The 225-nt window shown below is 79.1% G+C and carries 1 protein-coding gene; it reads right to left on the bottom strand.

The genetic code is table 11. The features are described 5' to 3' along the window. Window positions 1-225: hypothetical protein (locus ACFP3V_RS26165; RefSeq protein ID WP_380588298.1), on the bottom strand; the 225-nt coding region annotated here is incomplete at both ends.

Raw genomic sequence — 225 nt, forward strand, 5'->3', positions numbered from 1 at the left:
CGGATGGCGGCGGACACGCGGGTGGCACGGTCGGCCGGGGCACGGTGGCGCAGCACCGACTCGGTCGCCTGCCAGGCGGAGTGCAGGGTGCGGGCGTCCAGCAGCTCACGCCGCAGCGCGGCGGCGTCGGCGGTCGCGGCGGCGAGGGCCAGGCTGGCGTGACGGTGCGTCAGCTCGGCCGCGATCAGCGACTGGCGGGTGCGCGCGTGCTCGGCGTCGGCCACC

The organism is Streptacidiphilus monticola (assembly GCF_042658505.1).
Taxonomy (GTDB): Bacteria; Actinomycetota; Actinomycetes; order Streptomycetales; family Streptomycetaceae; genus Streptacidiphilus; species Streptacidiphilus monticola.